Here is a 7,971-nt window from a genome sequence, read left to right as displayed (position 1 = left end):
CTTCCGAAATAGCCAAATTTATTGTTTCTGAACTATTTGAAATATCTTCTAGCGTATTGTCACTTTTCAATACATATTGCAGATTAGGATATATTATAGAGGTATCGGCTAATTTCAACAAATTCAATTCAGAAATAGCTTTTATACCAGACAAATCCATTTCTTTCAAAGAAGGTAAATCGTACAAGAAAATGATACCAGTAATTCCAATTTCTGATTTTGGAAGCTTGATTTCTTTCAAATTGCTACATGACAAACAATTAAGTCCATTGCCCCAACGTACATCGAAATCTTTAATCTTTTGATTTGCAATAAGAGTATTCGTCAAATCAAGTGATTCGATATTGCTATTACGCTCTAAGGACATATTTACCAAATTAGTAGCTTGTGACAAATCTATTTGTGGTAAAGTACTTATATTACATAAACCCAATGCTACAATATTTTTTCTTGGTGCGATATATGAAATAGAGCAATTATCAGACAAATTGTTCACTGTTACAGCAAATGGGTCATAGTAAGGATTATTTATAAAGTATTCAACACCCGCATAACTCTTTACTTTATCAGCATCAGCAAAAGAATTATCAAAGCCGATATATATATACTCGCCTTTGCTCACTAAATCCATTGGCTTACTAATGTCAATATGCGTATCATCAGCAAACAAAGAAGCGAATTTTGTTTTCAAATAAGCACGGAAGTATTCATCAGGAATCTCTCTCAAAGTATTATATTTCTCCAAAGAACCCTTATCATTTACCATTTGCATGTCAACAGTCTTGTTCTCTGCCTCATTCTTGGTATAGAAAGGCATCAAGTCCTCTACATTATACTTGCAGGAAGCAGGGAGATAAAGCTTTGTAAACTCATGAAGGATGGTAGCTTTCACCTCGTCATTCTCAACCTTGGCTGTTACCAAGCCGTCGAAGTCATAGATGTCATTGCCTTGCAAGTCAAGACCTGTAATCTGTGAAGGAAGTGAAGCGATATGGAAAACTGGACCATAGCCATTGCTGCTAAGGTTCAACTCTTTCAAATTAGGAAAAACAGAAAGTTCCTTCAAGGCAGCGGTATCAACCTTTGTGCCTGAAAGGTCGAGTGAAGTAGTGCTGGTTGCTTTGTCGTCAAGGAGCATTTTGCCATTTTCATCAAACTGGTATCCCTTACCCTTGAGGATAGTCATCAACTCAGAGTTGCTTACAGCCACATTGCTGTAAGAAGGTGCATCGTCGTCACTGCCGCAAGAAGCGAAGCCGAGGCTGAGAGCCAGAGCAGCGAGACCGATGAAATTCTTAAAAATTTTCATTGTTTTTTGAACTTTTAAAATGTTTATAATTAAAATAAAATATTATCTTGAATCAGGCTGCAAAGCTACATATTTCTAAAAAGGTATGCAATACCTAAAAATTATGAAATACGTCATCCTTATATGCTACGCAAAAGATACATCATTGAAACGATTACAGTGAGTTAGTTTATAAAGGAGTGTACCCATTTTGTGGTACGCTCCTCTTTATACAATATTTGCATTTCTGATGCTCAATACTATGAGCTGAGCGCACAACAAAATCTTTGGTGCGAAATTCTTGAGTTTTGAGCGTTTGGAGCTATATTGTTAATACACAGTGTGTTATGTGGTTTTTCAAGGAAATGTTATGAAATCAGACTCGCAAACGAGCTGTTTTTTTCTGCTATAGAGCCACTTTTACACTACAATAGCGCCACTTTTATCATGCAATAGCGCCACTTTTACACTCTAATAGTGGCACTATTGTAGTGTAAAAGTAGCGCTATTGTTATGCTCGGCTGCTGTTTGCACAGCAAAACACCGTAAAAACAGCAAACCTGAACTCCAGAATCAATTTTTATTTTGTAACAGGTTTTTACTCTTTGTACGATATTTGCATGGTGGACAAGAAGACTTTTCTAATGACCAATCTGGGTTAAATTAGGTAAAGTTCAATATTATAAAAAAAAGAAAAGAAGGAAACAGTGTCTCTGTAAGCCGGGTTCTGTTTCTCGCGCCTCATTACTAAGACGTAAGCCTTCTGCCATTTATCTACTGTGCAAGTCGCCCTGCACCTCCAGCATTCTACCCTCCATCGTCACTACGGTCGGACGGGACGCCCTCAAACGATGGTATACATGAACTTGCAGCCCCCAGATGGTACAGCCCGATGGTCGCCCACCGGCTGGTGGTCTCTTACACCACCTTCTCACCCTTACCACACACAAGGCGTGGCGGTTGTTTTCTTCTACCGACACCTGCCGTCGCCGACAGCTTCTACTTTCGGAAGTGGGGTTCCCTGTGCTGCCCGGACTTTCCTCTCCTACACCAATGCGTAGCAGCGGCAGAACCGAGACACTGTCTCCTTCTGAAATGCAAAGGTACGTAAAAAAATGAAGATTTGTCACATAAGAGCCTAAGAAATGACACAAAAGGGCAGAATAAATAAAAGTAAAAAACAAATCATGGATTTCTAACAGCCGTTAATATGATATTTCGGATTGTTAAAATGGGATAAAGATACATGTCAATTTGTCAGATTAACGAATTTTGCATCTAATTTTGCACATGTCAAAAACAAGAAATCGACAATAACAATAAAAAACTAAAAGATACACATTATGAAAAAGTATTCAAAGTATGCAGTCGTAGCAATGAGCGCACTCTCACTTGCCTTCTCAACAGGCACGATGCTTAAGGTGAACGCCACACCTGCCACGACATCAGCTGTTCCAGCACAACCCGTAGACCTGACATACGCCGCAGAGAAGTCGCTCCCCTCTGTGGTGCATATCCTGAGCACCAAAAACTCGAAGGTGCAGACTGTGGAGGTGGAGAGCGACCCGTTCTCTGACTTCTTCGGCGACCCGTTCGGTTTCTTCGGCAACCCTCAGGGCAACGGCGGCAAACAGAAGCGCAGCGTTCGCACACCGAAACAGCAAGGCTCAGGCTCAGGCGTGATTATCTCTGCGGACGGATACATCGTCACCAACAATCACGTTGTGGCAGACGCTGACGAGCTGACCGTAACGCTGAACGACAACAAGGAATATTCGGCACGTATCATCGGTACGGACAAGACCACCGACTTGGCGCTTATCAAGATTGAGGGCAAGAACTTACCTGCCATCACCATCGCCAACAGCGAGAACATAAAGGTGGGAGAATGGGTGCTGGCAGTTGGCAACCCCTTCAACCTCACAAATACCGTAACGGCAGGCATCGTCAGCGCCAAGGGTCGTTCGCTCTACAGAAACGGAGTGGAGTCGTTCATACAGACTGACGCAGCCATCAACCCGGGCAACTCAGGTGGAGCGCTCGTCAACACTCGCGGCGAGCTGATCGGCATCAACGCCATGCTCTACTCGCAGACAGGTTCGTTCAGCGGCTATGGTTTTGCCATTCCTACTTCCATCATGAACAAGGTGGTGGACGACCTCAAGACTTACGGAACCGTACAGCGCGCCGTTGTCGGCATCCAAGGCTCTGACGTCAAGAACTACGTGGACGGACAGAAGGAGCAGGGCAAGGACATCGACCTCGGCACCATGGAAGGCATCTACGTGGCTAAGGTAACAGAAGAGAGCGCTGCTGAAGAGGCTGGACTGAAGGAAGGCGATGTCATCATTGCAATAGACGGCAAGGAGATGAACAAGATGGCTGACATGCAGGAGTATCTTGCAAAGAAGCGTCCGGGCGACAAGGTGACAGTTACCTATCTGCGCGACAAGAAGAAGAACACGAAGAGCATTACTCTGAAGAACGAGCAGGGCAACACCCAGGTGGTAAAGAAGGCTGACCTCGACGTATTGGGCGGCAACTTCCGTTCAATCACCGACGCACAGAAGCAGCAGCTCAACATTGGCTACGGCCTTGAGGTACTGAAGGTCAACTCTGGCAAGCTGAAGAACGCCGGCATCACAAAGGGATTTATCATCCAGCGCGTCAACGACAATGCCGTAAAGACCATCGAAGACCTGCAGAACATCGTGAAGGATGCCTCAACAAGCAAGGATCCGGTGCTCTACATACAGGGCGTTTATCCTACTGGCAAGAAGGCTTACTTCGCCGTGCCACTGGAAGACTAAGGCACTGACTAACAAGTAATATCTGCATATAAAGAAGGGAGTTCGTAACATTGTTATGGGCTCCCTTTTTTGTTGAAACGGACATGAAGAAAGAAAGCAAAAAATCAAATAGAATGAAAAAAATTTGCGACAACCAATAGAATTAGTTAAATTTGCACACTATAAATATCTAAAAGCGACACTTAATGAGACAATTGAAAATCACAAAAGCAATAACAAACCGAGAAAACGCCTCACTCGACAAGTATCTTCAGGAGATCGGACACGAAGAACTGATCTCTGCGGAAGAGGAAGTGGAGCTTGCAAGACGAATCAAGACGGGCGACCGCAAGGCTCTTGAAAAGCTCACAAAGGCCAATCTGCGCTTTGTCGTCTCCGTCGCGAAGCAATACCAAAACCAAGGATTGTCGCTGCCCGACCTTATCAATGAAGGCAACATCGGCCTTCTTAAGGCAGCGGAGAAATTCGACGAGACAAGAGGATTCAAGTTTATCTCGTACGCGGTATGGTGGATAAGACAGAGCATTCTGCAAGCCATTGCCGAACAGGGCCGCGTGGTGCGTCTGCCGCTTAACCAGGTGGGCAGCGTGAACAGGATAAATAAGGTGCTGAGCAAGTTTGAGCAGGAAAACGAACGCAGACCGAGTGTGGACGAAATAGCCGACAAGACGGATCTTCCTCACGAGAAGATTGAGGACGTTCTGAAGGTTAACACACGTCAGGTGTCTGTGGACGCACCTATGGCTGACGGCGACGGCACAAGCATGATTGACTTTATGCAGAGCGACTCCGATTCGTCAACGGACGAGGAGCTGCTTAAGGAATCGCTGCGCGCCGAAATAGCCTCTGCCCTATCGGTTCTGAACGATCGCGAAAGAAATGTCATAGAGGCTTTCTATGGAATCAACCAGCCCGAATGCACGATGGAAGAAATCGGCAAGAAGTATGGTCTGACAAGAGAAAGAGTGCGCCAGATAAGGGAGAAGGCCATAAGACGCCTGAAGCAGAATACGCAGAACAAGATGCTGAAAGCCTATCTTGGCAAATAAGCACACAATAATAATATAAGAAACAAAACAAACACGTAAGCATGAAATTAAGAAAGTACATTATAGCCATTGCGTCTATAGTATTATTCCCGACAATAGCTTCTGCCCTGAACAAGCAGCAAGCAATCTATATTTGCGGTTTCGCCACTACGTTCAACGACTCGACAGTATACATGACTGACATGCAGACGATTGAGAACGCATGGGTGGACACAAAGACGGGATTTCTCTATAGCCGCGACAACTATTCGTACCAGCTGAAGGACTACCTGAAGAAAGTGGGCGTAAGTCATCCTACATGCGTCACCATTTTCGGCAAGACCAGAAAGGAAGCTGAGAAGAAGTATATGGCGCTCAAGAAACGCTATACTACGAAGGGCAAGTACGACGTGAAATACATCACCTCAAACGACTTCAAGTATAACGTGATTGTTCCGAACGAGGACGAGCAGGTTAAGGCAAAGACCAAGAAGCAGAAGGACAGCAAATAAACGAAGTCGGAAAGAAGATGACAACAGAATACGTCTTTTGTGTAGCAGAACACGTCTTCAGGATTGGTTTTGCTGACAGCCGACAAGACAACATCCACTTATTACCGTCATTCATTCCCTTCATTAAGGAGGGAGAGAATGGCGGTTATGTTTTTTATGTCAAGGTGAGTGAAGCGCTCTGTCTCAACTTGCCGCCGCTGACCGATGTCCACAACTACCCCACTCACAACGGAAGCTTAACCGTTGAGACGAACAAGAAGGACGCTTACAGAATAACATCGTACGACGATTCGGGTAATTGCTGCGCCATAATGCAGACAATGAATGGCTTCAAGAACGTGGAGTGTGTCCTGCAAGGCACAAGGGAGACGAGGGCGTTCGGGCTGAATAACAGCATTATGATGGCCTTCACTTTCAGAACGAGCGCAGCAGAAACCCTGCTTATCCATGCCTCGGCAGTTATACATCAGGATTATGGTTACGCGTTCATTGCACGTAGCGGAACCGGCAAGAGCACGCACACCCGACTATGGACGGAGCACATCGCAGATACGGAACTCCTGAATGATGACAACCCAGTCGTAAGAATCATCGACAACCAGGTATTTATCTACGGAAGTCCGTGGAGCGGAAAGACACCATGCTACCGTAACATTAAGGTAAAGCTCGGAGCCATAACGCAAATCATCAGGGACGAGCGTAATTACGCAGAAGCCGTCTCGCCGGTAAGAATGTTCTGCTTCCTACAGACAGCATGCTCCACATTAAGGATGGACAACAAGATTTACCATAACACCAACAATATCATCGCACGTCTTATTGAACTCATCCAAAACCACAGCTATGCGCTACATTGCAGACCCGACAAAGAAGCTGCCGTGGTGTGCCATAAGACAATCTGCCGAAACGATCACTAAAAGCCAATACTTACATCATGCACGACAACATCACCATATTTCGTCTTGAAGGCAACAGCATGCGACCTTACCTTGTGGGAGGACGCGACAAAGCCATTGTGGAGTCGCCGGCAGGGAATGTCAGGAAGGGTGACGTGGTGGTGGCAAGGCTATGTTCGGGCGAAACCATAATGCACCGCGTAGTAAAGATAGAAGGTACGAACGTCACGCTTCTTGGTGACGGCAACATCAAGCCGGAACATTGCCATACGGCTGACATAATAGGAAAAGCCATTGGTTTCCATCGCAATGGACGCAACAAGGCTGAGAGTTGTTCGGATAAGCGATGGAGGGTTTATTCGTTCGTATGGACACGCCTGCTCTTCATGCGACGATACTTGTTGGGAGCAATACGACTAATACAAACCATAATAATAAGAAACAAACACATGAAAACAAAAGAAGGACTGGTACTGCGAAACATCTGCGGCGAACACGTGCTGTGCGCAGAAAACACCATAGATGAGGATTTCAACAAAATAATAAACATGAGCGAAAGCGCCGCTGAGCTTTGGGAAAGGGTGCAGGGAGCCGACGATTTCACGCTCGAAACGCTGACTAAGACGCTCTGCGAATTATACGAAATAGACGAGCAAACAGCCAATAAGGACGCTTCTGAACTGATGAGACAATGGTATGAAGCCGGTCTGATAATATAAAAGAAAAGCGCGACGGTAAGCCTATAAAGCCTGCCGTCGCGCTTTTTATATGGATTTTATAATCCCTTATCAGATTATTCAATAATAAAAATCCCCTTATCAGATTATTCGATAACAACAAGAGGAGAATCCTCGAGGACGCTCTCGCCCTGCTTTACGCAGATAGCTGTTACCTTACCGTCCTTCTCAGCCTCAAGGTTGTTGGCCATCTTCATCGCCTCAAGAACGATGACGGTGTCGCCTACCTTAACCTCGTCGCCTACTGCCACCTTAATCTCTGTTACCACACCGGGCAGCGGAGCCTTGAGGGCATTGGCTGTGTTGACATTGGCAGCGCTGGTTGTCTCGCCCTCAGTCTGCTCAGCAGCGGGCTGACCAAGAACCACCTTCTTCTTTTCAGGCTCTGCCTCTTTCTCCATTTCCACCTTGAAAGCCTCGCCGTTAACGTTCAGGCTGGCAATGTTGCCCTCGACGCCTTCAATCTGGACAGTATACTCCTGTCCGTCAATAGTATATTTGAATTCTTTCATCTCCTTTTTACGGTTTTGCTGTTAAACTCAAGAACTTTGCGTTCCACATTGTGTGACGCGGCTTAATGGTTATGAAACCAGGTTCCTTGTCATGCACGTTGTTGCCTTGAAACTCGTACAGAGCCATAGCAATGGCTGCATATATATTCTTGTCCATTTTACTTTTTAGATTTTACGAGTCGAAAGTT

Annotated in this window: 8 protein-coding genes and 1 other RNA gene; 5 read left to right on the top strand and 4 right to left on the bottom strand. The window is 45.2% G+C overall.

The genetic code is table 11. The features are described from left to right. Both CHL74_RS02675 and rnpB read right to left on the bottom strand, forming a co-directional pair. Positions 1-1,309 (bottom strand): hypothetical protein (locus tag CHL74_RS02675; protein WP_094879573.1); only part of this gene is annotated, 1,309 nt, incomplete at its 3' end. 679 nt (positions 1,310-1,988) lie between these two features. Continuing rightward, an RNA gene (rnpB, locus tag CHL74_RS02670) (RNase P RNA component class A) lies at positions 1,989-2,372 on the bottom strand. 259 nt (positions 2,373-2,631) lie between these two features. On the opposite strand from rnpB, the gene CHL74_RS02665 reads away from it, so the two are divergent. The 5 genes from CHL74_RS02665 to CHL74_RS02645 all read left to right on the top strand — a co-directional run bounded on the left by CHL74_RS02665 (position 2,632) and on the right by CHL74_RS02645 (position 7,253). Continuing rightward, a complete protein-coding gene (locus CHL74_RS02665; RefSeq protein WP_094879572.1) occupies positions 2,632-4,098 on the top strand; it encodes a Do family serine endopeptidase in 1,467 nt (488 codons plus the stop codon). 185 nt (positions 4,099-4,283) lie between these two features. Then, the gene (locus CHL74_RS02660; protein WP_094879571.1) at positions 4,284-5,147 is read left to right on the top strand and encodes a sigma-70 family RNA polymerase sigma factor; all 864 of its coding nucleotides are present in this window, start codon (positions 4,284-4,286) and stop codon (positions 5,145-5,147) included. A 41-nt stretch (positions 5,148-5,188) separates the two neighbouring features. After that, complete coding sequence (locus CHL74_RS02655; RefSeq protein WP_094879570.1) at positions 5,189-5,638, top strand: hypothetical protein; 450 nt, start codon at positions 5,189-5,191, stop codon at positions 5,636-5,638. Positions 5,639-5,655: 17 nt separating this feature from the next. Continuing rightward, entirely contained in the window at positions 5,656-6,555 is a 900-nt protein-coding gene (locus tag CHL74_RS02650; protein ID WP_094879569.1) for a hypothetical protein, read from the top strand. Between the two features lie 17 nt (positions 6,556-6,572). Continuing rightward, positions 6,573-7,253, top strand: a complete 681-nt coding sequence (locus CHL74_RS02645) for a PqqD family peptide modification chaperone (RefSeq protein ID WP_094879568.1) — start codon at positions 6,573-6,575, stop codon at positions 7,251-7,253. Positions 7,254-7,357: 104 nt separating this feature from the next. Here the strand turns inward: CHL74_RS02645 and CHL74_RS02640 are convergent, their stop codons facing one another. Both CHL74_RS02640 and CHL74_RS15695 read right to left on the bottom strand, forming a co-directional pair. Next, entirely contained in the window at positions 7,358-7,783 is a 426-nt protein-coding gene (locus tag CHL74_RS02640; protein ID WP_094879567.1) for a biotin/lipoyl-containing protein, read from the bottom strand. Between the two features lie 7 nt (positions 7,784-7,790). Continuing rightward, entirely contained in the window at positions 7,791-7,940 is a 150-nt protein-coding gene (locus tag CHL74_RS15695) for a hypothetical protein (protein WP_176452150.1), read from the bottom strand. Positions 7,941-7,971: the final 31 nt, after the last annotated feature.

Origin of the sequence: Prevotella sp. 885, from assembly GCF_002265625.1 — a bacterium.
Taxonomy (GTDB): domain Bacteria; phylum Bacteroidota; class Bacteroidia; order Bacteroidales; family Bacteroidaceae; genus Prevotella.
Note: the sequence above shows the minus strand (reverse complement) of the source record. Positions and strands in the feature narration are given on the sequence as shown.

Excerpts from the sequence above, each read along its gene's own strand:
- CHL74_RS02665 (WP_094879572.1), top strand. The coding sequence starts at position 2,632 with ATGAAAAAGTATTCAAAGTATGCAGTCGTAGCAATGAGCGCACTCTCA.
- CHL74_RS02660 (WP_094879571.1), top strand. The coding sequence starts at position 4,284 with ATGAGACAATTGAAAATCACAAAAGCAATAACAAACCGAGAAAACGCC.
- CHL74_RS02655 (WP_094879570.1), top strand. The coding sequence starts at position 5,189 with ATGAAATTAAGAAAGTACATTATAGCCATTGCGTCTATAGTATTATTC.
- CHL74_RS02650 (WP_094879569.1), top strand. The coding sequence starts at position 5,656 with ATGACAACAGAATACGTCTTTTGTGTAGCAGAACACGTCTTCAGGATT.
- CHL74_RS02645 (WP_094879568.1), top strand. The coding sequence starts at position 6,573 with ATGCACGACAACATCACCATATTTCGTCTTGAAGGCAACAGCATGCGA.
- CHL74_RS02640 (WP_094879567.1), bottom strand. The coding sequence starts at position 7,783 with ATGAAAGAATTCAAATATACTATTGACGGACAGGAGTATACTGTCCAG.
- CHL74_RS15695 (WP_176452150.1), bottom strand. The coding sequence starts at position 7,940 with ATGGACAAGAATATATATGCAGCCATTGCTATGGCTCTGTACGAGTTT.